The 23,672-nt window shown below is 72.9% G+C and carries 27 protein-coding genes and 1 pseudogene; 18 read left to right on the forward strand and 10 right to left on the reverse strand.

Annotated features, from left to right (window positions below; translation table 11 throughout):
- Window positions 1-104: 104 nt before the first annotated feature.
- From ACH4UM_RS13520 to ACH4UM_RS13535, 4 genes are all read right to left on the reverse strand, one after another.
- A complete protein-coding gene (locus ACH4UM_RS13520; protein ID WP_398177384.1) occupies window positions 105-749 on the reverse strand; it encodes a peptide deformylase in 645 nt (214 codons plus the stop codon).
- A gap of 132 nt (window positions 750-881) precedes the next feature.
- Window positions 882-1,229 (reverse strand): tetratricopeptide repeat protein, encoded by a 348-nt coding sequence (locus ACH4UM_RS13525; protein ID WP_398177387.1) that lies wholly within the window; start codon window positions 1,227-1,229, stop codon window positions 882-884.
- A 50-nt stretch (window positions 1,230-1,279) separates the two neighbouring features.
- Window positions 1,280-1,735 carry a MarR family transcriptional regulator gene (locus ACH4UM_RS13530; RefSeq protein WP_398177390.1) on the reverse strand — a complete coding sequence of 152 codons (456 nt, stop codon included), beginning with the start codon at window positions 1,733-1,735 and terminating at the stop codon, window positions 1,280-1,282.
- A gap of 84 nt (window positions 1,736-1,819) precedes the next feature.
- Window positions 1,820-2,296 carry a MarR family winged helix-turn-helix transcriptional regulator gene (locus ACH4UM_RS13535; RefSeq protein WP_398177393.1) on the reverse strand — a complete coding sequence of 159 codons (477 nt, stop codon included), beginning with the start codon at window positions 2,294-2,296 and terminating at the stop codon, window positions 1,820-1,822.
- Window positions 2,297-2,459: 163 nt separating this feature from the next.
- Between ACH4UM_RS13535 and ACH4UM_RS13540 the strand changes: the two genes are divergently transcribed.
- A complete protein-coding gene (locus tag ACH4UM_RS13540) occupies window positions 2,460-3,425 on the forward strand; it encodes a pirin family protein (RefSeq protein ID WP_398177396.1) in 966 nt (321 codons plus the stop codon).
- Window positions 3,426-3,458: 33 nt separating this feature from the next.
- On the opposite strand, the gene ACH4UM_RS13545 is transcribed toward ACH4UM_RS13540, so the two are convergent.
- The gene (locus ACH4UM_RS13545) at window positions 3,459-4,271 is read right to left on the reverse strand and encodes a UbiA family prenyltransferase (RefSeq protein ID WP_398177399.1); all 813 of its coding nucleotides are present in this window, start codon (window positions 4,269-4,271) and stop codon (window positions 3,459-3,461) included.
- A gap of 97 nt (window positions 4,272-4,368) precedes the next feature.
- Here ACH4UM_RS13545 and ACH4UM_RS13550 point away from each other — a divergent pair, with 97 nt between their 5' ends.
- From ACH4UM_RS13550 to ACH4UM_RS13560, 3 genes are read left to right on the forward strand one after another with little or no spacing between them, the layout of a single operon-like run.
- The gene (locus tag ACH4UM_RS13550) at window positions 4,369-5,589 is read left to right on the forward strand and encodes a type III polyketide synthase (protein WP_398177401.1); all 1,221 of its coding nucleotides are present in this window, start codon (window positions 4,369-4,371) and stop codon (window positions 5,587-5,589) included.
- A gap of 9 nt (window positions 5,590-5,598) precedes the next feature.
- A complete protein-coding gene (locus ACH4UM_RS13555; protein WP_398177404.1) occupies window positions 5,599-6,114 on the forward strand; it encodes an isoprenylcysteine carboxyl methyltransferase family protein in 516 nt (171 codons plus the stop codon).
- On the forward strand, window positions 6,111-7,142 hold the full coding sequence (locus tag ACH4UM_RS13560; RefSeq protein WP_398177407.1) for an NAD(P)/FAD-dependent oxidoreductase: 1,032 nt from the start codon (window positions 6,111-6,113) through the stop codon (window positions 7,140-7,142). Before ACH4UM_RS13555 ends, ACH4UM_RS13560 begins: the two co-directional genes overlap by 4 nt.
- Before the next feature lie 88 nt (window positions 7,143-7,230).
- Here ACH4UM_RS13560 and ACH4UM_RS13565 read toward each other — a convergent pair whose 3' ends face one another.
- A complete protein-coding gene (locus ACH4UM_RS13565; protein ID WP_398177409.1) occupies window positions 7,231-7,899 on the reverse strand; it encodes an ArsR/SmtB family transcription factor in 669 nt (222 codons plus the stop codon).
- Between the two features lie 85 nt (window positions 7,900-7,984).
- On the opposite strand from ACH4UM_RS13565, the gene ACH4UM_RS13570 reads away from it, so the two are divergent.
- The 4 genes from ACH4UM_RS13570 (at window position 7,985) to ACH4UM_RS13585 (ending at window position 11,380) form a co-directional block, all read left to right on the forward strand.
- Complete coding sequence (locus ACH4UM_RS13570) at window positions 7,985-9,052, forward strand: rhodanese-like domain-containing protein (protein WP_398177411.1); 1,068 nt, start codon at window positions 7,985-7,987, stop codon at window positions 9,050-9,052.
- Window positions 9,049-10,308: an MFS transporter gene (locus ACH4UM_RS13575; RefSeq protein ID WP_398177414.1), complete on the forward strand. Its 1,260-nt coding sequence runs from the start codon at window positions 9,049-9,051 to the stop codon at window positions 10,306-10,308. The genes ACH4UM_RS13570 and ACH4UM_RS13575 overlap by 4 nt, the downstream gene beginning before the upstream one ends.
- Before the next feature lie 176 nt (window positions 10,309-10,484).
- The gene (locus ACH4UM_RS13580) at window positions 10,485-10,760 is read left to right on the forward strand and encodes an SHOCT domain-containing protein (protein WP_398177417.1); all 276 of its coding nucleotides are present in this window, start codon (window positions 10,485-10,487) and stop codon (window positions 10,758-10,760) included.
- Window positions 10,757-11,380: a hypothetical protein gene (locus ACH4UM_RS13585; RefSeq protein WP_398177419.1), complete on the forward strand. Its 624-nt coding sequence runs from the start codon at window positions 10,757-10,759 to the stop codon at window positions 11,378-11,380. Before ACH4UM_RS13580 ends, ACH4UM_RS13585 begins: the two co-directional genes overlap by 4 nt.
- Before the next feature lie 70 nt (window positions 11,381-11,450).
- Here the strand turns inward: ACH4UM_RS13585 and ACH4UM_RS13590 are convergent, their stop codons facing one another.
- The gene (locus ACH4UM_RS13590) at window positions 11,451-12,086 is read right to left on the reverse strand and encodes a TetR/AcrR family transcriptional regulator (RefSeq protein ID WP_398177422.1); all 636 of its coding nucleotides are present in this window, start codon (window positions 12,084-12,086) and stop codon (window positions 11,451-11,453) included.
- A gap of 95 nt (window positions 12,087-12,181) precedes the next feature.
- On the opposite strand from ACH4UM_RS13590, the gene ACH4UM_RS13595 reads away from it, so the two are divergent.
- From ACH4UM_RS13595 to ACH4UM_RS13610, 4 genes are all read left to right on the forward strand, one after another.
- Entirely contained in the window at window positions 12,182-12,868 is a 687-nt protein-coding gene (locus ACH4UM_RS13595) for a class I SAM-dependent methyltransferase (protein WP_398177425.1), read from the forward strand.
- Window positions 12,869-13,005: 137 nt separating this feature from the next.
- On the forward strand, window positions 13,006-14,259 hold the full coding sequence (locus ACH4UM_RS13600) for a sensor histidine kinase (RefSeq protein WP_398177428.1): 1,254 nt from the start codon (window positions 13,006-13,008) through the stop codon (window positions 14,257-14,259).
- Window positions 14,231-14,953, forward strand: a complete 723-nt coding sequence (locus tag ACH4UM_RS13605) for a response regulator (protein WP_398177431.1) — start codon at window positions 14,231-14,233, stop codon at window positions 14,951-14,953. The genes ACH4UM_RS13600 and ACH4UM_RS13605 overlap by 29 nt, the downstream gene beginning before the upstream one ends.
- Before the next feature lie 221 nt (window positions 14,954-15,174).
- Window positions 15,175-15,516 (forward strand): zf-HC2 domain-containing protein, encoded by a 342-nt coding sequence (locus ACH4UM_RS13610; protein WP_398177433.1) that lies wholly within the window; start codon window positions 15,175-15,177, stop codon window positions 15,514-15,516.
- A 130-nt stretch (window positions 15,517-15,646) separates the two neighbouring features.
- Here the strand turns inward: ACH4UM_RS13610 and ACH4UM_RS13615 are convergent, their stop codons facing one another.
- The gene (locus ACH4UM_RS13615) at window positions 15,647-16,387 is read right to left on the reverse strand and encodes a GntR family transcriptional regulator (protein WP_398177436.1); all 741 of its coding nucleotides are present in this window, start codon (window positions 16,385-16,387) and stop codon (window positions 15,647-15,649) included.
- A 212-nt stretch (window positions 16,388-16,599) separates the two neighbouring features.
- On the opposite strand from ACH4UM_RS13615, the gene ACH4UM_RS13620 reads away from it, so the two are divergent.
- The 5 genes and pseudogenes from ACH4UM_RS13620 to ACH4UM_RS13640 form a co-directional block, all read left to right on the forward strand.
- Window positions 16,600-17,757 (forward strand): ABC transporter substrate-binding protein, encoded by a 1,158-nt coding sequence (locus tag ACH4UM_RS13620; RefSeq protein ID WP_398177439.1) that lies wholly within the window; start codon window positions 16,600-16,602, stop codon window positions 17,755-17,757.
- A complete protein-coding gene (locus tag ACH4UM_RS13625) occupies window positions 17,754-18,653 on the forward strand; it encodes an ABC transporter permease (protein ID WP_398177442.1) in 900 nt (299 codons plus the stop codon). Before ACH4UM_RS13620 ends, ACH4UM_RS13625 begins: the two co-directional genes overlap by 4 nt.
- A complete protein-coding gene (locus ACH4UM_RS13630; RefSeq protein WP_398177444.1) occupies window positions 18,641-19,456 on the forward strand; it encodes an ABC transporter permease in 816 nt (271 codons plus the stop codon). Before ACH4UM_RS13625 ends, ACH4UM_RS13630 begins: the two co-directional genes overlap by 13 nt.
- Window positions 19,457-19,459: 3 nt before the next feature.
- Complete coding sequence (locus tag ACH4UM_RS13635; protein WP_398177447.1) at window positions 19,460-20,539, forward strand: ABC transporter ATP-binding protein; 1,080 nt, start codon at window positions 19,460-19,462, stop codon at window positions 20,537-20,539.
- 67 nt (window positions 20,540-20,606) lie between these two features.
- A pseudogene (locus ACH4UM_RS13640) lies at window positions 20,607-21,257 on the forward strand (HAD family hydrolase); the annotation flags it as partial.
- 49 nt (window positions 21,258-21,306) lie between these two features.
- Here ACH4UM_RS13640 and ACH4UM_RS13645 read toward each other — a convergent pair.
- Window positions 21,307-21,717, reverse strand: a complete 411-nt coding sequence (locus ACH4UM_RS13645; protein WP_398177448.1) for a DUF302 domain-containing protein — start codon at window positions 21,715-21,717, stop codon at window positions 21,307-21,309.
- A gap of 165 nt (window positions 21,718-21,882) precedes the next feature.
- A complete protein-coding gene (locus ACH4UM_RS13650; protein WP_398177690.1) occupies window positions 21,883-22,170 on the reverse strand; it encodes a metal-sensitive transcriptional regulator in 288 nt (95 codons plus the stop codon).
- Between the two features lie 243 nt (window positions 22,171-22,413).
- Here ACH4UM_RS13650 and ACH4UM_RS13655 point away from each other — a divergent pair, with 243 nt between their 5' ends.
- Window positions 22,414-23,655 (forward strand): NAD(P)/FAD-dependent oxidoreductase, encoded by a 1,242-nt coding sequence (locus ACH4UM_RS13655; RefSeq protein ID WP_398177451.1) that lies wholly within the window; start codon window positions 22,414-22,416, stop codon window positions 23,653-23,655.
- Window positions 23,656-23,672: the final 17 nt, after the last annotated feature.

Genomic DNA, 23,672 nt, shown 5'->3' on the forward strand with positions numbered 1-23,672 from the left:
TCCGAGCGCTCCGGGCCTGTCCGGGTGCTCCGGGCCGCCAGGGCCGAGCCCGGCCAGGGCGGGTCACCGCCGGCCACCGTCCCGACCGCCGTTTCTCCTGCTGCTCAGGGCAGTTCGAAGCCCAGAGCCGTGGCCGCCTGCTCCGGTGTGAGCTGCGCCCAGCGCTCGGCCATCGCCTGGTTCGAGGACAGCGAGCGCAGCTCGGCACGGTCCAGATACAACGTGCCGTCGAGGTGATCGGTCTCGTGCTGCACGATGCGCGCAGGCCAGCCGCTGAACACCTCGTCCAGCGCGCGCCCGTGCTCGTCCTGCCCGGTGAGGCGTACCTCGGTGTGCCGAGCCACCACCGCCTGCCAGCCGGGCAGGCTCAGACAGCCCTCGAAGAAGGCGGCCCGGGCGGTGCCGACCGGCTCGTAGGCGGGGTTGACCAGTACCCGGAACGGCTGCGGCGCCCGCCCGCGCGCCCGTCGCACCTCCTCCGGCACCGGCGCCGGGTCCTCGATCACCGCGATCCGCAGCGCCACCCCGACCTGCGGCGCGGCCAGACCCACGCCCGGCGCCGCGCGCATGGTGACGTGCAGCGCCTCGACGAACCGGGCCAGCAGCGCGGGCTCCAGCTGGCCGTCGAAGGGTTCGGTTCCGCCGCGCAGCACGGGGTCGCCGGCCGCGACGATGGTCAACGGGCCTTCGGCGGCGAGGAGTTCCTCGACCTGAGCGGCAATGGGCGTACGCGCACTGGGAGAAGCCACCGCGCCAGCATGCCACGGCCCCAGGCCCGTCCCGCGCGACGCGGGCCACTCGCGTTCACCGGAACTCGCCCCCGGCGAAGGAGCGGCTCGAGGTCTGCGCACCCGTTGATCCTGCGTGTGCACCCCTGGGTGTCACACGCCCTCGAACTCGCCCACGAACGCGGCGGCGATGCGCAGATGCGTGCCCGCCTCCGCGTGGCGGCCCTGCCGCTGCAGAGTGCGGCCCAGCAGCAGCCGGGCGTAGTGCTCCACCGGGTCGCGTTCCACGATCGCGCGCAACTCGGCCTCGGCGCGGCTCAGTTGGGCCGAGTGGAAGTAGGCGCGGGCCAGCAGCAGCCGCGGTCCGGTCTGCTCGGGCACCTCCTCGACCAGCCTGCCCAGGACGCGCGCCGCGGCGGCGTAGTCCCTGGCGTCGAAGAACATGTGCGCGCGCTCCCAGCGCTCCGCCGGGGTTCCGTGGCCGTAGTACGTCGTGTCCACTCGTGACCTCCTTCGGCGACGACAACGAGGCCCAGTGGTTGAATATTCCACTATCTTCGCGTGGCGGTCATGGCGCCGAGCTCCGTTTCGGCCCGCTCGGTGACGAGAGTCAGTACCCGGCCGGCGACGGCGCGGTCCTCGTCCGGGATGCCGGCGTAGATCCGGTCGGCGACGGTGGCGGTCTCCGCGGAACCGGTGTCGTACCGCTCCCGCCCGGCGTCGGTGATCCGTATCCGGGACGGCTCCTCGGCGGCGAGGAGCCCCGCGCTGATCAGCTCCTCGATGGTGCCGTCCGCCTCGGCCGCGGGGACCTTCAGGCTGCCGGCGACGCCGCCGGCGAGTCGCGCCCGCTCGAGCGTTCCGTCCGCGGTGGCGGCGAGGCGGAGGGTGACGAACTGCCGGAAGGTCACATCGTGGCGCTCCAGCACGCTTTCGAGAACCGCGCGTGCGGCGTAGTGGGCCAGGCCGATCACGCGGCCGTCGACGAGGGGTGCGGTGGTGGTCATGACTGCTCCGTCTCCATGTCACTGGACTGCCGGACTGCCGGACTGCCGGGCGGTGCCGCGCTACGGGAACGCCGGACTATTGGTCTACTGGCCACGCGGCTCGCCGAACGGATCGAGCGGCGCGTCGAGCAGGGTTGCGAGATTGCGGGTGAACTCCCGTGCGCGGGTGCTGTCCGGGCCGCCGAGCGGCTCCAGCAACTGCCCCAGGAGGCCGTGGACCACCTGGATCGCTCGCCGGGTGACGTCGCGGCCCTGCCCGGTCAGGGTGAGCTGCACGGCGCGCGGGTCACGCGGGTCCCGGGCGCGTTCGACCAGTCCGGCGGCCTCCAGGGAGCGCGCCAGCTTCGACACGTAGAGCGGTTCGAGCCCGGTGTGGTCGGCGAGCCGCCGCTGGCTGGGGCGATGACCGTCGCGGTGCATGCCGTACAACGACGCGACCAGCGAATACTGCGCGTGGGTGAGCCCCAGTGGGGCCACCGCCCGGTCGACGGCGACCCGCCATTTCATCGACAGCCGCCAGACCAGGAAGCCGGGCGTCGCGCCCTCGGATGCCGTACTCATACAGGATACCGTACATGGATATTATATCCATGGCTACTATCTTGGCGCGGAGCCGGAGCCGGAGCCGGAACCCGGCCGATCCCGCGTCAACAGGCCGCGCCCCACTGACCCCGGCCGGGCAACGCACTGACGGAACGGGTCCGGCGGGACTAGGTTGGGCGGCATGAGCAATCTTGATCGCGAGGCGGTTCCCGCCGTGTGCGGTGGCCGTGGGTTCGTGGTGGCCGAGCCCGTGCGCGAACTCCTCAGCCCTCGCCGGGTCAAGCTCGGCGAGTCCTCCGAAGTCCGCCGGCTGCTGCCCAACCTGGGCCGCCGCATGGTGGGCGCCTGGTGCTTCGTCGATCACTACGGCCCCGACGACATCGCCGGCGAGCCCGGCATGCAGGTGCCCCCGCACCCGCACATGGGCCTGCAGACGGTGAGCTGGCTGCACGAGGGCGAGGTGCTGCACCGCGACTCCACCGGCAGCCTGCAGCTGATCCGTCCCGGCGAACTGGGCCTGATGACCTCCGGCCGGGCCATCAGTCACTCCGAGGAGAGCCCCAGGTCGCACACCCGCTTCCTGCACGGCGCGCAGCTCTGGGTCGCCCTGCCCGACACCCACCGCCACGCCGACCCGCACTTCGAACACCACGCCGAACTGCCGACGGTCGCGGCGCCGGGTCTCAAGGCCACCCTGCTCCTGGGGGGCCTCGACGGCGCGACCTCACCCGGGACGACGTACACCCCGATCGTCGGCGCCGACCTGGCCCTGACCCGTGGCGCGGACGTCCGCCTCCCTCTGGAGCCGGACTTCGAGTACGCCGTGCTGTCCATGTCCGGCGAGGCCCACGTCGACGGCGTGCCCGTGCTGCCCGGCTCGATGCTCTACCTGGGCTGCGGCCGCACCGAACTCCCCCTGCGCGCCGAGTCGGACGCGGGCCTGATGCTCCTTGGCGGTGAGCCGTTCGAGGAGGAGCTGATCATGTTCTGGAACTGGATCGGCCGCACCCAGCAGGAGATCGAGCAGGCCCGCCGGGACTGGATGACAGGGACCCGGTTCGGGGAGGTGAAGGGCTACGACGGGGCCCCGTTGCCCGCCCCCGAGCTCCCGCCGGTGCCTTTGAAGCCGCGGGGAAGGGCCCGCTGAGCCACGGGGCCGATGCCGGGCCCGGGCCCTGGGTCAGACCATGTCCGAGCCCCGTAGCAGGAGCTGTGCCACAGCGATGCCGGCCACCGCGATCGCCGCCCGGAACGGCCACCGGCTGTGGGCCGCCGACGGCACGGCCGTACCCGCGACCGCGACGATCGCGGCCACGGCCGCCAGTACCCAGTCCGAGATCTGCACCGCCCCGGGCGGGCCGGCGACGACCACGCCCACGGCCGCCAGCATGACGAACGGGGCCAGCCAACGGCAGGCCGGCCGGCCCAGCCGCTGCGGCAGCCCGCGGACACCGGTCGTGAGATCGTTCTCGATGTCCGGAAGGACATTCGCCAGGTGCGCCCCGACCCCCAGCAGTGCCCCTGCCGTCACAGCCCACCAGGCGGGCCAGCAGGGCGACGGCAGGCCGAGGGTGACGAAGGCCGGCAGTGAGCCGAAGCCCGTGGCATAGGGCAGCGGTGAGAGGACCGTGTGCTTCAACCGCAGGTTGTAGGTCCAGCCCGCGGCCACCATGCCCCCCAGGTGTGCGGCGCCCGCGGCGGCGCCGTTCAGCAGTGACAGCGGTACGCACAGCCCCAGGGCCGTCCCGGCCGCGACAGCCGCCGCCCGGGGCGGGAGTTCGCCGGTGGCGACCGGCTTGTCACGGCGCCCGCAGGCCGTGTCGCGCTGCGCGTCGGCCGCGTCGTTGCACCAGCCCACCGAGAGCTGACCGGCCAGCACGGCCGCCGCCACCGCCGCAGACCCCGCCACCCCGCGCCCCGCCGTCACGGCCAGGGCGGTCACGAACACCGTCACGGCGAGCGCGGGCTCCAGATGGCAGGAGCGCAGCAACACCGGGACACGGTGTGTCGTGCGCGCGAGAACCCCAGACGGGTGGATGGACACCCATGAAAGGTAATCGGGTCTCCAGGGCGAGGAAGGCATTACCGACATGCGTGTCCCCGTGATCGTCGACCGTGCCCCTTCCCCGCTCGCCGCGGCGTGCCGGACGACCGTGCCCGCCGCGGCGACCACCGTCGTCGCCGTCCGCACCGCGTTGCCGCCGCACCGTTACGCCCAGGACGACCTCACCGAGGCGATCGGCGACCTGTGCCTCCCGCCGGGAGCGGACCGCTCCGTACTGCGCCGCCTGCACGCCTCCGCCGGTGTGCGCTCGCGTCATCTCGCCCTGCCGATCGAGCGGTACGCCGGTCTCGGCGACTTCGGGCAGAGCAACGACGCGTGGCTGGCGGCGGGCCTCGAACTGGGCGAGGAAGCCGTCACGGGCGCGCTGAAGGAGGCGGGGCTCGTACCGGCCGATGTCGACCTGCTGGTGTGCACCTCCATCACCGGCGTCGCCGCCCCGTCGCTCGACGCCCGGCTGGCCGGGCGCATGGGGATGCGGCCAGACGTCAAGAGACTTCCCGTCTTCGGCCTGGGCTGCGTGGCGGGTGCCGCGGGCCTCGCCCGGGTGCACGACTACCTGCGAGGGCACCCCGACGACACCGCGGTGCTGCTCACCGTCGAACTGTGCTCGCTGACGCTGCAGCAGCGCGACGACTCCCGCGCCAACCTCGTCGCCGGCGCCCTGTTCGGCGACGGTGCGGCAGCGCTCGTAGCACGCGGCAGTGGCAGTGGCAGCGACAACCACGGCGGCAGTCGCAGGGGCAGTCGCAGCGGCAGGCCCGGCGGCAGTCGCAGGGGCGGTCGCAGCGGCAGTCAGGAGGCGGGCGCGCCCGGGCCCTCGGTGGTCGCCACGCGCAGCCGTCTGTACCCGAACACCGAACGGCTCCTGGGGTGGGACATCGGCGCCGGCGGGTTCCGCGTCGTGATCGACGCCTCGGTCCCCGGCATCGTGCGGGACCACTTCGGCCGGCACCTGCGCGCCTTTCTGGCGGAACACGGCCTCACCACCGACGACATCGCGACCTGGGTGTGCCATCCGGGAGGCCCCAGAGTCCTCTCCGCCGTCACGGAATCCCTGGGCCTGCCCGGCGACGCCCTGGACTCCGCGTGGCGCTCACTGGAGACGGTGGGGAACATGTCCTCCGTCTCCGTACTGCACATCCTGGAAACCATCCGGGAATCCCGCCGGCCCCGGCCCGGTACGTGGGGGCTGCTCCTGGCGATGGGCCCGGGATTCTGTTCCGAACTCGTCCTGCTGCGCTGGTGAGTGGTCCTCATGCCCTGGTACGTGCTTCTCGTCCTTGCCGTCGCCACCGAGCGCGTAACGGAACTCGCCGTCGCCCGGCGCAACGCTGCCTGGACCCTCGCCCGCGCCGGTGTGGAGCACGGCCGCGGGCACTACCCGGCCATGGTCGGCCTGCACACGGGCCTGCTCGCGTGCTGTCTGCTCGAACCCCTGGTCGCCGACCGGCCGTTCCTGCCCGCCCTGGGGTGGCCCATGCTGGCGTTCGCGGTACTGGCCCAGGCCCTGCGCTGGTGGTGCATCGCCACGCTCGGGCCGTACTGGAACACCCGGGTCATCGTCGTTCCCGGAGCGCGCCTCGTCGGCGCCGGACCCTACCGATTGCTGCGCCACCCCAACTACGTCGCGGTCGTCGTGGAGGTCGCCGCCCTGCCCCTGGTGCACTCCGCATGGCTGACCGCGACGGTGTTCACCGTTGCCAACGCGGTGCTGCTCGCGGTCCGTGTCCGCTGCGAGAACGCGGCCCTCACCCAGGCGGTGCCGGCATGAGCGGCGGCCACGACCTGCTGATCGCCGGAGGCGGACCGGCCGGCCTCGCGACCGCGCTGTACGCCGCGCGCGCCGGTCTGGACACCGTCATCGCCGAGCCGCGGCAGGCGCCGGTCGACAAGGCCTGCGGTGAGGGCCTGATGCCGGGCGCCGTCCGCGCCCTCACCGCCCTCGGCCTGCAGGTCACCGGGCACCCCATCGGCGGCATCCGGTACATCCAGGGACCCCACCAGGTCCAGGCCGGGTTCCGGCACGGTACCGGCCTCGGTGCGCGCCGTACCGGACTGCACGGCGCCCTGCACCGGGCCGTCCTGGACGCGGGAGTGCCCGTACTGCCCCTGCGGGTGCAGGAGGTACGGCAGGACACCACGGGCGTGACCGTCCCCGGCACGGGGCTGCACGCCCGGTGGCTGGTGGCCGCGGACGGCCTGCACTCACCCCTGCGGCGCTCCCTCGGCCTGGACGTGAGGACCCGCGGCGCACCGCGGTACGGGCTGCGCCGGCATTACGCGGTGGCCCCCTGGTCGTCCTACGTCGAGGTGCACTGGGGAGGGCACGCGGAGGCATACGTCACCCCGCTCGGCCCCGCACTCGTCGGCGTCGCCCTGCTCACGGCCCGGCGAGCCCCCTTCGCCGTCCAGCTGGAAGGCTTCCCCGAACTGGCGGCCCGCCTGCCCCCGGAAGCGGCCGTCACGGCGGTGCGAGGCGCGGGACCGCTGCGCCAGAGAGCCCGTACCCGCGCCCACGGGCGGGTACTGCTCGTCGGCGACGCCGCCGGATACGTCGACGCGCTGACCGGTGAGGGCATCTCCCTGGCCCTCACCGGCGCCGAAGCCCTGGTCGCCAACGTGCGCCGTGACACACCGGGCCGCTACGAAACCGACTGGAGCCGTGCGACCCGCCGTCACCGGCTCCTGACCGAACTCCTGGTGAGGGCCCGGCAGCGGCCCGCGCTCGCCCCACGCATCGTGCCCACGGCCGCACGCCTGCCACGCCTGTTCGCCGCAGGGGTGAACGCGCTGGCATAGGGCTCCGCCGCTGCCGCAAGGGCCGCACCGCCCGGCCGCCGCTGAAAGGCCCGAGGGGTGTGCGGTCACCCGGCTGTGCGCGTGCAGGTCACGCGGCTGTCTCCGTCTCCACGGGCAGTTCGGCCAGCCGCCATTCCAGCATCCCGTCCGTCAGCCGAACCGCCCTGCGGCCGCGCGCGTGCAGCAGCCGTACGGCGTCGTGGGCGAGCACGCAGTAGGCGCCCCGGCAGTACGCCACCACCTCTGTCTCCTCCGGCAACTCGGCGACGCGCTCGGCCAGTTCCTCCACCGGAATGGAGATCGCGCCGGGAATGTGGCCGGCCGCGAACTCCTCGGCGGGCCGCACGTCCAGGACGACGGCCTGGCCGGCCGCCACACGGGCGAGCAGGTCCTCGCGGCCGACCTCTTCGTGGTCGCCCGGGCCGAGGTAGGCGGTACGGGCGGGCTCGACGGCGTCCTGGTGGGCCTCGGCGACCTGGCGCAGCAGTGCGTACAGGGCTGCGACGTCGTCCCCGGCCAGCCGGTAGTGGATGCGTACTCCTTCGCGGCGGGTGGCGACCAGTCCGGCCTGCTTGAGGGTCTGCAGGTGCGCCGAGGCGGTGGTCAGGTTCAGTCCGGCCGCCTTGGCGAGGGCGTCGACGGTGCGCTCGCCCTGGGCCAGCAGATCGAGCAGCTCAAGGCGCTTTCCGCTGCTCAGCGCCTTGCCGGTGCGGGCGAAGGCGTCGTAGAGCGCGGTTTTGCGCGCAGCGTCTCCCATGGCATCCTCCATAAATCCATGGAATATCGTAGATGAGGCCGGGCGTGACAGCGACCCAGTCCCACTGTGCATCCTGGAGGACCCCGTGGGCTTTGCCGACGATCACCTGACACCGCTCGTCGACACCGGGCTGGGCAACAGCGCCTACCTCGTCGACCTCGGTGACGGCCGCGCCCTGGCCGTGGACGCGAGCCGGGACGTGCGCGCCCTGCGGACCGCCGCGGAGCGGCGAGGGCTGCGGGTCGCGTTCGCGGCCGACACCCACCTGCACGCGGACTTCCTCTCCGGCGCCGCCCAACTCGCGCACGACGACGGCGCGACCGTCCTCGCCTCCGCCGCCGGAGGCCGCGCCTTCCCGCACGACGGCCTTGCCGACGGCGACGAGATCGACCTGGGCGGGCTGACCCTGCGGGCGCTCGCGACCCCTGGCCACACCGACGAGCACACGTCCTTCCTGCTCCTGGACGGCGTACGGGAGCTCGGGGTCTTCACCGGCGGTTCCCTGATCGTCGGCTCGGCCGCCCGCACCGATCTGTTCGGGGCCGACCGGGCCGAGGAACTGGCCCGCGCCCAATACCGCTCGCTGCGGCGCATGGCGCAGCTGCCCGACCAGGTGGCCGTCTGGCCGACTCACGGTGCCGGTTCCTTCTGTTCCGCCCCGCCCGGCGCGGAACGCACCACGACCATCGGCGCCCAGAGGCACTCCAACCCGCTGCTCGCCGCACCTGACGAGGAAGCCTTCGTGCGGCGTCTGCTGGGCAGCCTCGGCTCCTTTCCCGCGTACTTCGACCGGCTCGCCGAGGCCAACCGGCGTGGCCCCGGGATCCTCGCGTCCGAGCCCGAACTCCCGGCGCTCACGGCCACCGAGGTGCGTCGGCTCCTGAGCAGGGGAGCTCGGCCGACGGACGTCCGTCCCATCGCCGACTTCGCCGCCGGCCACATCCCCGGCGCCGTCGGCATCGAACTCGGCGACCTGCCCGTGCGGGCCGGCGAGGCACCCGCCCGCGCCGTCGTGCACTGCGGACACGGCGAGCGTGCCATGACGGCGGCCAGCCTCCTGCGGTGCGCCGGGCGCGAGGATGTCGCCGTCCTGGCCGGCGGACCGGACGACTGGGCCAGGGCCACCGGCCGCTTCCTCGAGGAGGGCGCGTGACCACCGCGACCGCAGCGGGCAACCCGATACGGCTCGGACTGCGTGCCAACCTCGCCCAGTTCACCCTGCTCGTCGCCGTCAACGCGCTGGTCGGCGGCATGCTCGGCCAGGAACGTGTCGTCCTGCCCCTCCTGGCCGGCAACGTCTTCCACATCTCCGCCTACACCGCCGCACTCACCTACATCGTCGCCTTCGGCGCCACCAAGGCGATCACCAACTTCTTCGCCGGTACCCTCTCCGACCGCCACGGCCGCAAGCCCGTCCTGGTGGCGGGCTGGCTGATCGCCGTGCCCGTGCCGCTGCTGCTGATCTGGGCACCGGCCTGGGGCTGGGTCGTCGCGGCCAACGTGCTGCTCGGCGTCAACCAGGGGCTGACCTGGTCCACCACGGTCATCATGAAGATCGACCTGGTCGGCCCGGCGCGGCGCGGCCTGGCGATGGGCTTCAACGAGGCCGCCGGCTACGTCGCCCTCGCCGCCACCGCCATGGCAACCGGCGTCATCGCCTCCCATGCCGGACTGCGTCCGGAGCCGTTCTTCCTCGGCATCGCCTACGCCGCCCTCGGACTGGGCATGTCCACCCTGGCCGTCCGCGAGACCCGTGACCACGCCCGGCTGGAGGCCGCGAGCCACGCTCCGGCCCGCCCGGACCACCACGAGGACCTGACCACCGGCCGGATCGCGTGGATCACGAGTGCCCGGGACAGGGCCCTGTCCGCCGCCAGCCAGGCCGGCCTGGTCAACAACCTCAACGATGCCCTCGCCTGGGGCATCTTCCCTCTTCTCTTCGCCGCCCACGGCCTGTCCGTCGCCCGCATCGGCATCCTCGGCGCCCTCTATCCCGCGGTGTGGGGCTTCGGCCAGCTGCTCACCGGCTGGTGGTCCGACCGCGCCGGCCGCAAGCACCTCATCACCGCAGGCATGCTGCTCCAGGCGGCGGCCATCGCCCTGGTGGCCCTCGGCACCACCTTCGGCGTGTGGGCAACCGCCCAGATCCTGCTGGGCGTCGGCACCGCCCTGGTCTACCCGACCCTGCTCGCGGTGATCGGTGACGTCGCGCACCCCGCCTGGCGGGCCCGTGCGGTCGGCGTCTACCGGCTGTGGCGTGACGTCGGCTTCGCCGTCGGCGCCCTGCTGTCCGGCCTCCTCGCCGACGCCTACGGCCTGACCACCGCCATCTGGGCCGTCGCCGCCCTGACCGCGGTCTCCGGCCTGCTCGTGGCGGTGCGCATGTACGAAACCCATCCGCGGACCTGACCTCGGCGGCGCCCCGGCAGGCCGGCGGCGCGGGCGATCGCATCCGCGCGCCGGAACGATCGGCTCGCCGCCCGAAGGTGCCGGACGAAGGTACCGGACGACTCGGCACGGGGACCGAAGGTCCCTGGTCCTCTTTCACCGTCCGCACGGACAGTGGAAGGGAACCCTCTTGGGAGGTGACCGCGATGATGTACTGGAACGGCGGTGGCTGGGCCTGGATGGCCTTCATGCCACTGGTGTGGATCGCGTTGATCGGCCTCGCCGTGTGGGCGGTGGTCCGCCTCACGCAGCGTCCCGGCGGCCATGACAGCAGCCCGGGACGCGAGCGGTCGACATCATGGGAGTCGCCGGAGGAGATCCTCGACCGCCGCTTCGCCTCCGGTGAGATCGACGCGGAGGCCTACACAGAAGCACGCGAACGCCTCGCTGCCCACAAGCCGAGGCAGCGGTGAGCGGGCTGAAGGGCCGCTGGTTTCCACTGGCCGTGCTGGTCGCCGCGGTGGCCGCGCTGATCGCCTCGTTCGTGTGGGTCGCGGGCAGCCGCTCAGGGCCTGCCGGGCGCGGGGCGATGGGTGTCGTCTCCCGCGAGGGGCCGGTGCACAGCATGGCGGACGCCGACCGCGCAGCCGCTCGCTTCGCCACCCGCTGGAACCTGCACGTCGGCGAGGTCATGCAGTTCAGCAACGGCTACTACGCCGAACTCCTCGCCCCGAACGGCAGCCGGGCCACGGAAGTCCTCGTCGACCCGGCCGGCGGCGCTGTCCGGGTGGAGTTCGGCCCGGCCATGATGTGGAACACCGCCTACGGCATGATGCGCGCCCCCCGCCAGAGCGGTGCCCCGGCCGTCCGGCCCGATCAGGCCGTGCGGATCGCCGACCGCTGGCTGAGCGAGCACCAACCCGGGCTGCACGCCGCCGAACCCGACCGGTTCCCGGGCTACTACACCCTCCACACCCTGCGCGGCGGGCACGTCGTCGGCATGCTCTCGGTGAACGCCACCACCGGCGAGGTGTGGTACCACACCTGGCACGGCCGCTTCATCCAGATGCGGGAGCACGGCGGCAGCACATAGCCACGGTCCGCCGGGGATCCGGCGGGCGGGCCGTCGGCAAGGTGACCGTCTGCGGATCGCGGAGGGCCGGTCAGGGGCCGTCCGGCTGCTCACGTCTGCCGGGCAGCAATGACTGCAGTGCCAGGGCCGTCAGCTCGGCCTCCACCCTGTCGCGGTCCGGAACGACCGCCGCACGGAAGGAACGGCCCGCCAGGAGTGAGACGAGCCACCACGCGGCGCTGTGCGGATCGAGATCGTCACGGATGTCACCGGCGCCCTGACCGCGCCTGAGCAGGTCGGCCAGCGCGCGGGCGAAGTGCTGGTGGACCTGGCGGAGGGCCTCGCCGAGAGCCGGATCGTGGGCCAGGGCGGTCGCGTCGGCGAAGAGGAATCCGTGCGAGCCGGGCTGGTGGAAGCGGTCCATGTGGGCGGGGTCGAGGAAGGCCGCGAGCAGTTCGGGAACGGGGCGCCCGGAGTCGGCCGCCCGGCCCAGCAGCGCGGACACATCACCGATGGCGTGCTCCAGTGCCGCCTGGTAGAGCGCGGACTTCGAACCGAAGTTCTGGAAGACGACCGGCTCGGTGACGCCGACGCGCCGGGCGATCTCGGAGACCTTCCCGCGCTGGTAGCCGACCTCGGAGAACACCTCGGTGGCCGCCACGAGGATCGACGCGCGACGTTCGGCGGCCGGGAGGCGGGTCCGGGTGCGGGGGCGGGACTCGGTCACACCCGACATCGTATGCCGGCCCTTGCCAGTTTTCTTAGTCGTGACTAAGTTGGAAACGCACTTAGTCGTGACTAAGTTATGGAGGAAGGCCGGTCATGCCACCCCTCGGACACCTCATGCAGGGCAAACCCCACCCGGACACGCCCGGCGTCACCATCGGAACCCCTCGCGCCTACGAGCTCTGCGGCGCACTCTGCTTCGCCGGCCGCCGCGGCCGGGCCTTCACCCGTCTCGCCGAGCTCAGCGGAGCCGGGGCGGGGGACCGGGTCCTGGACGTCGGCTGCGGCACCGGCTACCTGACGCGGCGCATGGCCGCGCGGGTCGGGCCGGCCGGGACGGTGACCGGAGTGGACCCGTCACCGCCCGTCCTCGCCTACGCCCGGCGCAGGAGCACCGCCCGCGGCAGCGCCCCGTGCACCTATCGGGAGGGCGTCGCGGAGGACCTCGACCTGCCGGACGCCTCCTTCGACACCGTGGTCACCAGCCTGATGCTCCACCATCTGCCGCAGGAGCTCCGGCCCGCGGCGCTGTGCGAGATGTGCCGGGTACTGCGGCCCGGGGGACGCCTGCTCGTCGTCGAGTTCCGGCCGCCAAAGAGCGCCGTCGGCCGCCGCCTGGTGCACGGTGGGGCCGGCGACGCCATGGCGCACAACCGCGTCGACCTGCTCGACGGTCTCATCCGTGACGCGGGCTTCGAGGTACGGGGCGGCGGCGACGTACGCCCGTGGCTGACGTATGTGCAGGCCGTGCGCCCGGCAGCGGTTGAGCGGACCGGCCGCTAGTGCTGCGATCGGCAAGGTTCACCGGCTCGCGACGCCCGGAGCACGGGTGACCGGGCCGGCCCGATGCCGGATCTCCGCCCGGATGACGCGCCGCCGCGCGGCCAGCGGTGTGCGCGCAGGGACCCTACGGTGGTGCCATGGCAGCGATCAGCGGCAGGCGGCACGGGGCGCGGGCGCGCATCGGCAGGCTCGACGTGCTGGGGTCGGCCGTGCTCTTCGTGCTGTCGGTCGTGGCCGCCTCCGTGGTCCCGCACGAGCGCGAGTTCGACTTGCGGTGGTCCGGCCTCGTACTCGCCGCGATCGGCTGCACCGCGTTGCTGTGGCGCCGGCACCGCCCGTTCGGCGTACTGGCGGTCGCGGTCGGCTGCGGGGCGGCGTTCCAGCTGCTCGGATTCCGGGAGAGTCCTCTCGTGACCAGCCCCGTCATCGTTTCCGTCTACAGCGTGGCCGCGGGAACGGACCGGCGCACCGCCTGGACCACGGCGTCGGTCTCGGCCGCCGTGCTCGTCGGGGCGGCCCTGGTGGCCGACCCGGGATCCTGGCTGTCCCCGGACAACGCGGCGATGCTGGCCTGGACGGCGCTGCCCGCGGCGGTGGGGGACGGGGTGCGATCGCGTCGCGCCTACGTGGCGGCCGTGGAGGAGCGGGCCGAGCACGCGGAGCGGACCCGCGAGCAGGAGGCACGGCAGCGTGTGGCGGCGGAGCGCGTCCGGATCGCCCGTGAACTGCACGACGTGGTCACCCACCACATCGCCTTGATCAACGCCCAGGCCGGCGTAGCCGTCCACCTGGTGGAGCAGCGGCCGGAGCAGATCCTCGGCGCGTTGAAGGACATCCGGGAGACCAGCCGGTCGGCCCTCGACGAACTGCGGATGACCGTGAGCCTGTTACGGCAGTCCGATGATCCGGAGGCGCCACGGGACCCGATTCCGGGCCTCGCGCAGGTGCCCGCCCTTCTGGCGTCGTTCGAGCGCGCCGGCCTCGTCGTCAAGCACACCGTGCGCGGGGCCGCGCAGGCGCCGGCGCCGGCCGTGGAACTGGCCGCGTACCGCATCGTCCAGGAAGCCCTGACCAATGTGCGCAAGCACACCGGGGCGGACCACGCCCGTCTGTACCTGGACTACCGCCCTCAGTGGCTGACCATCACGGTCGAGGACGACGGGCACGTGGAGCCGCGCGAGCCTCAGCCGGGAACCGGCCACGGGCTGATCGGGATGCGCGAGCGGGCCGCCAGCGTCGGCGGAACACTGAAGGCGCAACCACGTCCCGGGGGCGGCTTCACGGTGACCGCCGAACTGCCGCTGCGGCCCGGTGCCGCGGCGGACGGCCCGATGGGGGACAGACCGTCGAGGAGAGACGGGCATGACCATCCGAGTACTGCTCGCCGATGACCAGGCCCTGCTGCGGGGCACATTCAAAATGTTGTTCGATTCGACCAAGGGGATGGAGACCGTGGGCGAGGCGTCCAACGGCCGCGAGGCCGTGGAACTGGCCCGCGCCCGGCATCCGGACGTGATCCTGATGGACATCCGGATGCCCGAGATGGACGGCCTCGTCGCCACCCGGTTGATCACCGAGGCCGAGGATCTGGCCGGAGTGAGAGTCCTCATCCTGACCACGTTCGAGGACGACGAGTACGTCGCCGAGGCGCTGCGCGCCGGCGCCAGCGGCTTCCTCGGCAAGGGTGCGCGGCCCGAGGAACTGCTCGACGCCGTCCGCACGGTGGCCGCGGGTGAGTCGCTGCTGTCTCCCCGGGCCACCCGGGCACTGATAGCCCGGTTCCTCGCGCAGCCGGAACCGTGTCCGACGGTCGTGCACGATCGGCTGGCCTGTCTGACGCCCCGGGAACGCGATGTGATGCTGCTCGTCGCGCTGGGCCTGTCGAACGACGAGATCGCGGAACGTCTGTTCGTGAGCCCGCTGACTGCCAAGACCCATGTGAACCGGGCGATGGCCAAGCTGGCGGCCCGCGACCGGGCCCAGCTCGTGGTCATCGCATACCAGTGCGGTCTGGTCAGCCCGGCGGCCGAGCCGGGTGCGGGTGGCCCCTCGGCGGCAGGTGTGAGCGGCGGCGCGACGGGGTAGCGCGCCTGTTCCAGCCGTAGGCCGGGCTGCCGGGTACTGCGACCGCAGTACCCGGGAATCGCTGCACAGGGACGACGCGCGAGGGGCCGTTCCTGGGCCAAGCTGGGTCAGGAACGGGGGTTCCGCCCTGTTCAGTGGCGCACCGCCCACGCCCCGCCCGAATTCCGCGGCGACGGGCCCATCACGCGCCCTGCACCCCAGCGCAGAAGGGACACCCTGAGATGCTCACCTCCCCCCAGGAATGCCGCACGGTCCATGATCTGCTGGCCGGACACGCACTGAACGTCCTCGCGCCCGATGAGACCGACGCGGTGACCGCCCACCTGGCAGGCTGTTCCGCGTGCCGGGACGAGCACGACTGCCTCGCGGCCGTGGCCGCACACCTGTCCGCCCTCCGCGCCGCCCTGGCCGACGGCACCGGCCGCGGCCGGCAGCCGAACATGGCCGGTCCGGCCGGGCTTCCGCCGCGGCAACGCCCGTGCGGGCGGGGCTCTGCGCGCGGGTCGCGGGCCGCCTCGCTCACGCTGTCCCAGTGGGTCAGCAGGCTCGCGTACGTCAGGTGAGCCCGGCGAGCGCGAAGGCGGGGCAGGAAGGTGCACGGGGCCGCCCCCACGCAGCCGGAACCCGGCGGCGGCCCCTCGTGTCCGGCGCTCGCCCACGCGCGGCCGGCGCGCGTGATCGCCCACGCCCGTCTCAGCCGGCCGTCTTGCGCGTCAGGGCGTTGTGCCCGGTCGAGTTGCGCACGCTGAAGCTCACGGCGTCGGAACGGTAGCGGTCGTCCGACCACTCCACCGGGCGCCCCTCGTGGGTGCTGGTCACCCGCCGGACCCGCAGCAGCGGACTGGTGCGGCGGACGCCGAGCAGTCCGGCGTCCCGGGCGCCCGCCGCCACCGCGTCGATGACGTGCTCGCCGTAGGCGAAGACCAGGCCGGTGTCCTCGTAGAGCCGCTGGGTGACCGACGGACAGCCGGGCTCGATCGCCTCGACGGCGGGGGCGATCCAGTCGGCGTACACCGTCCGCTCCAGCAGCACCGGCTCGCCGTCCAGGCCACGCACCCGCAGCACGTGCAACACATCCGTCCCGGCCGGCAGCTGGAGCCGCACGGCATCCTCGCGGGTGGCCGGGCGGTACTCCTGGGCCACCACGCGCCCGGTCGCCTCCCGTCCCATCGCCCGCGCCCACTGGGCGAAGCTGCGCAGCTCGGCGAAGCTCTGGCTGCGCCGGCTCGCCAGCACCACGCGGCGGGCGCCCTGGCGGGAGCCGATGAGTCCCTCGGAGGTGAGGGCCGCGACCGCCTGGCGGACCGTGCCGCGCGAGACGCCATAGTGGCCGGCGAGTTCCGTCTCGGAGGGAAGCCGGCTGCCGACCGTGTACTCCTCGCGATCGATGGCCCGCCGCAGCGCATCGGCGATCTCCTCGTGTCGCGCCGTCATGCTTCCCCTCCGAGTCGGCGAATGTGCACAGCGTAAGCAGAATATGCGAGTTCCCGCGGTGATCCGTGTCGGTCGGGATTGTGCAGGCGAATGGCGGTCGGGGTTTCGCCGGTGTTCATGGAAAGGACATCGGCGGCGGGCGTACTGAAGCCAACTTGTTCAGACAAGTTCTCCGCACTGCCTCAACCCTCGTGTGCACCCCTGGAGAGACCGTGACCGTGTCCCTGCCGAGAACAGCCGTCCTGGGCGGCTCCCTCGCCGTCGTCGCCGCGCTCGCCCTGAGCGCCTGCGGCGCCGCCCCCGACAACGCGTCGGGCACCGCCGACGGCAAGAGCGCCGCCACCGCCACGTCGGCGGCGGGCTTCGGCGGGCTGCCGAAGCTGGTGGCCGCGGCCAGGAAGGAGGGCACGCTGCACGCCATCGCGCTGCCCCGCGACTGGGCCAACTACGGCGACCTCATCGACGGTTTCCACAAGAAGTACGGCATCAGGGTCGAGGTGGAGAACCCGGACGGCACCAGCCAGGACGAGATCAACGCCGTCACGTCCCGCAAGGGCCAGGACCGCGCCCCCGACGTGCTGGACCTCGGCAGCTCCTTCGCGCTCAGCGCCGCCCGGCAGGGACTGCTCGCCCCCTACAAGGTCGCCTCCTACGCCGGTATCCCCGCCTCCCAGAAGGACCCGCGGGCGCGCTGGTACAACGACTACGGTGGCTACATCTCCATCGGCTGCGACGCGAGGCGCGTCAAGCAGTGCCCGGCCACCTTCAAGGACCTGCTCAAGCCGCAGTACAAGGGTCAGGTCGCCCTCAACGGCAACCCCACCAAGTCCGGCTCCGCCTTCGGCGGTGTCTACGCCGCCGCGCTCGCGGCCGGCGGCTCCTTCGACGACGTCCAGCCCGGCCTCGACTTCTTCGCGAAGCTGAAGAAGAACGGCAACTACACCCCCGTCGAGTCCACCCCGGCCACCGTCGAGAAGGGCGAGACGCCGATCAGCATCGACTGGGACTACCTCAACGCCGGGTACGCCGACGAGTTCAAGTCCAAGGGCGTGGACTGGAAGGTCGTGGTGCCGGGCGACGGCAGGTTCTCCCAGTACTACTCCCAGGCGATCAACAAGGAAGCCCCGCACCCGGCCGCCGCCCGCCTGTGGCAGGAGTACCTCTACAGCGCCGAGGGCCAGAACCTGTGGCTCAAGGGCCACGCCCGCCCGGCCCTGATGGCCGCCCTGGAGAAGGCCGGCACGCTCGACACGGCCGCCGCCGCCAGGCTGCCGAAGGCCGACGGTACGCCCTCCTTCCCCACCGAGGCCCAGCAGAGCAAGGCCAAGACGGTCATCGCGCAGGGCTGGGGGAAGGCCGTCTCCGGATGACCGCCGCCATCCCACGGGCGGACGTGGCGCCCGTCGCTTCGGTGAAGCGCCGGCGCCGCGCCCCCGGCCGGCTCGTCGCCGTCCTCCCGTTGCTCGTCCTGACCGCGCTCGCCTTCGGGCTGCCCGTCCTGGCCGTGCTCGACGGGGCCTTCACCGTCAAGGACCAGGCCACGGGCGCCACTTCGTACGGCACCGGGAATCTGACGGCCTCCCTGCAGGGCGCGTATCTGACCGCCCTGACCGGCAGCGTCAAGCTGTCCGCGGTCTCGGCCGGTCTGGGGGCCGTGCTCGGTCTGCCGCTCGCGCAGGCCGTGGTGACCTCCCGCTCCCGTGCGCTGCGCGAGGCCGTGCTCACCGCCTCCGGTGTGCTCGCCAACTTCGGCGGCGTCCCACTGGCCTTCGCCTTCGTCGCCACCCTCGGCAACGCCGGAGTGCTGACCCGGCACCTGGGCCTGACGGCCAAGGGCTGGGACCTGTACGGCTTCTGGGGCCTGGTGATCGTCTACCTGTACTTCCTGATCCCGCTGATGGTCCTGACCATCACCCCGGCGCTGGAGGGCCTGCGCTCGCAGTGGCGCGAGGCGGCGCAGAACAACGGCGCCACCGCCGTGCAGTACTGGCGGCACGTCGCCCTGCCGGTGCTCGCGCCGTCCCTGTTCGGCGGGCTGGTGCTGCTCTTCGGCAGCGCCTTCGCCGCGTACGCCACCGCCGCCGCGATGGTGGGCAGCGCGGTGCCGCTGGTCACGCTGCAGATCGCCGACGCCCTCTCCGGCAACGTGCTGGTCGGCCAGGAGAACGTGGCGCTCGCGCTCAGCCTCGACATGGTCCTCGTGGCGGGTCTGGTCATGGCCGTGTACCTGCCCCTGCAACGACGGAGTGCGCGATGGCTCGCCTGAACGCGTGGCGGTGGGCGGTGCTCGCCCTCGCCGCCCTGTACTTCCTCGTCCCGCTGGCCGCGTCCGTGGTCTTCACGGCCGACGTGCCCGGGCAGGGCGTCACCTTCGACGCCTACACGCAGATCGTCTCCAGCGACGGCTTCGGCTCCAGCCTGCTGCTGTCGCTGGAGCTCGCCGCCGCCACCATCGCCCTCGTCCTGCTGGTGACGGTGCCGGCCGCGGTCGCGTTGCGGCTCGGGGCGCCCCGGCTGCGGCCGGTGGTGGAGGTGGTGTGCTCGCTGCCGCTGGTGGTGCCGCCGATCGCGTTCGTCGCCGGTATCGCGACCGTGCTCAGGTGGGGTCCGGACCACCTCTCCCGCACGCCGCTGTTCCAGACGTTCGTGGCGATCCAGAACCCGGGCTTCCCGTTCGTGCTCGTCCTCGCCTACGTGGTGATGGCGCTGCCGTTCGTGTACCGGGCGCTGGACTCCGGGCTGCGCGCGCTCGACGTGCGCACCCTCGTCGAGGCTGCCCGCAGCTGCGGGGCGTCCTGGCCGCAGGCCCTCGTGCGGGCCGTGCTGCCCAATCTGCGCGGGGCACTGCTGAACGCCGCCCTCCTCACCCTGGCGCTGGTCCTCGGCGAGTTCACGGTGGCCCAGTTGCTGGGCTTCCGCCCGTTCGCCGTGTGGATCTACAGCGTCGGTGGATCGCAGGCCCAGCTGTCCGTCGCCGTCTCCGTGCTCAGTCTGCTCGTCACCTGGGCACTGCTCCTCGCGCTCGCCGGTGCCGGCGGGCGCACCCGAACCGCTTCGTCCCGGGGATGAACCATGACAGCCACCACCGTTGAAAAGGCCGCCCCCACGCGGCAGGCCGCCACCGTGGAACTCCGCGGACTGCGCCGGCAGTTCGGAGCCACTGCGGCCCTCGACGGACTCGACCTCTCCGTGCGGCCGGGCGAGTTCCTGGCCCTGCTCGGCCCCTCCGGCTGCGGCAAGACCACGGCCCTGCGCATGCTCGCCGGGTTCGAGCACCCCGACTCCGGCGAGGTCCTGGTCGACGGCGTCGACGTGACCGGCGTTCCGGCCCACCGTCGCGACGCCGGAATGGTCTTCCAGTCCTACAGCCTCTTCCCGCACCTGACCGCGCTGGAGAACGTGGCCTTCGGGCTGCGGATGCGCAAGGTCCGTTCGGCCGAACGCCGTGCCCGTGCCACCGAACTGCTGGATCTGATCGGTCTCGCCGACAAGCGCGAACGGTTCCCGCACCAGCTCTCCGGCGGCCAGCAGCAGCGCATCGCCCTGGCCCGCGCCCTCGCCCTGCGCCCGCGCGTCCTCCTGCTCGACGAACCGCTGTCGGCCCTGGACGCCAAGGTGCGGCTGACGCTGCGGGAGGAGATCCGCAGGCTCCAGCAGGAACTCGGGATCACCACCCTCTTCGTCACACACGACCAGGAGGAGGCCCTGTCGATCGCCGACCGGGTCGCGGTCATGCGTGCCGGGCGGCTCGAACAGTGTGCCGCTCCGGCCGAGTTGTACGGCCGGCCCGCCACCGCCTTCGTCGCCGAGTTCGTCGGTACGACGAGCCGGATTCCAGGCCTGGTGCGGGGCGGCTCGGTGGAGGTGCTGGGGCAGCGGCTGCCGATCGACGGCGACACGCCTGCCGCGGCCGACGTGGACGTGCTGGTGCGGCCCGAGGCCGTACAGGTACGGGCCGATGCGGCGAGCGGGGCGCGGGTCGTGGCCGCCGCCTTCCTGGGCGCGTCGATCCGGATCACCGTCCGCCTCGCCGACGGCACCGCGGTCAAGGCCGACCTGCCCGCACATGACGCCGCCGGGCTCGGACACGGCACCCCGGTGAGCGTGTCGCTGCCCCCTCGGCCGGTGCTGGTCGCCGACCGTGCGAGCTGAACCCGCATCACCTGCCCGCACGCATGAAGCATCACCTCCCCCCCCCACTTCCACGAGAGAGAGAACCGTGACCCGACGCCACCTCCAGGCCGTCCTGTTCGACATGGACGGCACGCTCGTCGACACCGAGCGGCTGTGGTGGGAGGCGGTGGAACGCGTCACCGGCCGGCCCCTGACGGAGGCGGACCACCCGGAGGTGCTCGGCCGACCGGTCGAGCACACCGCCGCATGGCTGGCGACGGCGGTGGGCAGACCGGCCACGGAGCTCGCCGCCGCGCTGCACCGGGAGTTCACCGACCGCGTCCGCACCGGCGTCGTCCCGCGCCCCGGGGCACTGGACCTGCTCGGCGCCCTCGCCCGCGACGGCATTCCCACCGCCCTGGTCACCGCATCCCCCCGCACGGTCGCCGACACCGTGCTGGACGCCCTGGGCCGGGGACGTTTCGCGGTCTCCGTCACCGCGGACGACACGGCCCGGACCAAGCCCGCCCCCGATCCCTACCTCGCCGCCTGCGGTGTCCTCGGTGTCGACCCGGCGTCCTGCGTGGCGGTGGAGGACACGCAGACGGGCGTCAGCTCGGCCGAGGCGGCCGGATGCCCGGTGCTCGCCGTACCGTCCCTCGCGCCGATCGACGCGGCACCCGGCCGGACCGTGCGCGGGAGCCTGGCCGGGGTCACTCCCGCGGAGCTGAGCGCCATGGTCGTCCAGGAACTCCGCCCGGCCGCCGTGACGCTGCGCGCGGGCGCTCGGGCCGACGCCGGCCCGGTCAGCCGTCCGAGCCGGCGGCCGTCGCGGTGAGCGAGGCGAGGGCGGCGTCGAGGCGGCGGGTGGCCTCCTCGGCGACCGGCCGCAGGGCGTCGAGCTCGGTGAGCGCGACCATCGTGTTCGGGTCGAGGACCTGTACGGCGGTGCCGTCGCCGTCGGCGCGGACGACGACGTTGCAGGGGAGCAGCAGGCCGATGGAGCGGTCCGTGTCGAGGGCGCGGTGGGCGAGCGAGGGGTTGCAGGCGCCGAGGATGACGTAGTCCTCCATGTCGTGGTCGAGCTTGGCCTTGAGGGTGGCGGTGACGTCGATCTCGGTGAGGACGCCGAAGCCCTGGGCGGCAAGGGCCTCGCGGGTGCGGGCGACGGAGGTGACGAAGTCGGTGTCGAGGTGCACGGTGCGGTCGTAGCGCATGGGGGGTGGTCCTTCCGGTCGGCTCGCGCGGGAGCGGGACGGGTGTCCCGGTGGGAGCGAGGTACCCGGGAGCTGTTCCCCGGGCACTTCTGGCCCGGGGAATACCCCCAGGGGTACTCTCCTGCCCGGTCAAGCGTACCCAGGGGTGATCCGTCGTGCGCGGCGTCAGGCCAGCGAAAGGAACAGCTTCTCCAGCCGGGCGCGCATCTGCTCGCCGGTCTCGCCGTTGTCGCGGCCCGACTCGATGTCCGTCATGCACTGCTGCAGCCCCGTGGCGATGATCGCGAAGCCGGCCCGGTCCAGTGCGCGCGAGGCGGCGGCGAGCTGGATGACGACGTCCTCGCAGTCGCGCCCCTCCTCGATCATCCGGATCACTCCGGCGATCTGGCCCTGTGCGCGGCGCAGCCGGTTCAGCACGGCCCTCAGGTCCGGACCCGCGAGTTCCAGTTCCACGGTCACTCCCAGAAGATACCCCTGCGGGTATCATACGCCCCAATTCGGGACGGTGTCGACCATCAAAGGATCACCTCTTTCGCCGAACACAACTCCGCAGCCCGCTCGGAGGGCGCCCCGGGAATGCCCGGCCGCGCGGGGTGCGGCCCGGGAGGGCCCTTTTCGGCGACATACCCCGGTGGGTACCCGGTGAGGGACCACCGGCCCCTGATCCCGGCCCGGTTGCCGCACGAGAGTGGAGGCATGGGCAAACACATCGTGATCCTCGGCGGCGGCACCGCCGGTACGTCGGCGGCCAACCGCCTGCGCCGCGCGCACGACGAGCGCGGGTGCCGCATCACCGTGATCGACCAGGACGACGACCACCTCTACCAGCCGGGGCTGCTGTTCGTGCCCTTCGGCCTGGCCCGGCCGCGCCGGCTGGTCCGCTCCAGGCCGCGCCGGCTCCACCGCGGAATCGACTACAAACGGGCCCGCGTCGACCGGGTCGACCTGGACACGCGGACCGTGCACTTCACGGTCGGCGGCTGGGTGACCTACGACGTCCTCGTGGTCGCCACCGGCGCCGCGCTGCTGCCGGAGGAGACCGAGGGGCTGACCGGGCCCGGCTGGGGCGAGAGGGTCTTCACCTTCTACGACCTGCCCGGCGCGGTGGGGCTGCGCGGGGCCCTGGAGCGCTTCGAGGGCGGCCGTGTGGTGGTGGACGTGGCCGACCTGCCGGTCAAGTGCCCTGTCGCGCCGCTGGAGTTCGCCTTCCTCGCCGACTGGTACTTCCGGCGGCGCGGCATCCGCGACCGCGTCGAGCTGACGTACGTCACCCCGCTGGACGCGGCCTTCACCAAGCCGGTCGCCGCCGAGGCGCTGGGCGGCCTGCTGGCGAGGAAGGGCATCGAGCCGGTCACCGAGTTCACGCTCGGCGAGGTGGACGGCGCGGGCGGCAGGCTGGTGTCGTACGACGAGCGCGAGGTGCCCTTCGACCTGGCCGTGGTCGTGCCGCTGCACGGCGGTGCCCCCTATGTCGGCCGCTCCCCGGGCCTGGGCGACGAACTCGGCTTCGTCCCCGTGGACCCCCACACCCTCCAGCACCCCGACCGCCCCGAGGTGTTCGCGATCGGTGACGCGGCGGGGCTGCCGGCGTCCAAGGCGGGCTCGGTGGCGCACTTCGAGGGCGCGACGCTGGTGCACAACATCGGCCGCTTCATCGCCGGGCAGCCTCTGGAGGCATCCTTCGACGGGCACACCAACTGTTTCGTCGAGACCGGCTTCCACAAGGCCCTGCTCATCGACTTCAACTACGGCACCGAGCCGCTGCCCGGCCACTTCCCGGGCGCCGTCGGCCTGCCGTTGCTGAAGGAGTCCCGCGCCAACCACCTCGGCAAGCTCGCCTTCGAGTGGCTGTACTGGCACAGCCTGCTGCCGGGCCATGAACTGCCCGGCATCGGCTCGGCCATGCCCGAGCACGGCAAGCGCCCCGCCCGGGCCTGAACGAGAGGAGAACCGTC

The organism is Streptomyces sp. NPDC020801 (genome assembly GCF_044334385.1).
GTDB lineage: Bacteria > Actinomycetota > Actinomycetes > Streptomycetales > Streptomycetaceae > Streptomyces.